Here is a 552-nt window from a genome sequence, read left to right on the forward strand (position 1 = left end):
TAAAGGAATTGGTGCGCAGGGGATCTATCTTGGAAAACCAATCAAAATATCAGTTTCGCAGCCCGATAGCATATTAGCTATAGTCTTACAGAAAATTGAAAATTTACGGACGAACATGACACAAAGAATCCGTATGACAATTGATGGGGAAAAGGGTAGCGTTGCGGCTGCACTTATAACGGGACAGCGGGGAGGTATTTCAAAGGATATAAACGAAGCATTGCGTACAGCTGGATTAGCGCACATTTTATCAATATCAGGTTTGCATATGACTCTGTTAAGTGGCATAGTTTTTATGATCATCCGTAGTTTTTTAGCACTTTTTCCAGTTTTCTCATCCTATTATTCCGCTAAAAAATTCGCTGCCATTATAGCATTAATGATCACAGCTTTTTATTTGCTACTCTCTGGTATAGCTGTATCAGCACAGAGAAGTTTTGTGATGATTGCGGTTATGTTGATTGCCGTACTGTTTAATCGTTCTGCTGTAACAATGCGTAATTTTTCTATTGCGGGTTTGATAACTCTGGCTATTATGCCACCCGAAATATT

The 552-nt window shown here is 38.8% G+C and carries 1 protein-coding gene; it reads left to right on the forward strand.

What is annotated here, in order from left to right:
* Positions 1-552, forward strand: a 552-nt coding sequence (locus ACFINS_RS11245; protein WP_375706316.1) for a ComEC/Rec2 family competence protein, incomplete at both ends; no start/stop codon positions are given.

Source organism: Bartonella sp. AA2SXKL, from assembly GCF_042197205.1.
GTDB lineage: Bacteria > Pseudomonadota > Alphaproteobacteria > Rhizobiales > Rhizobiaceae > Bartonella.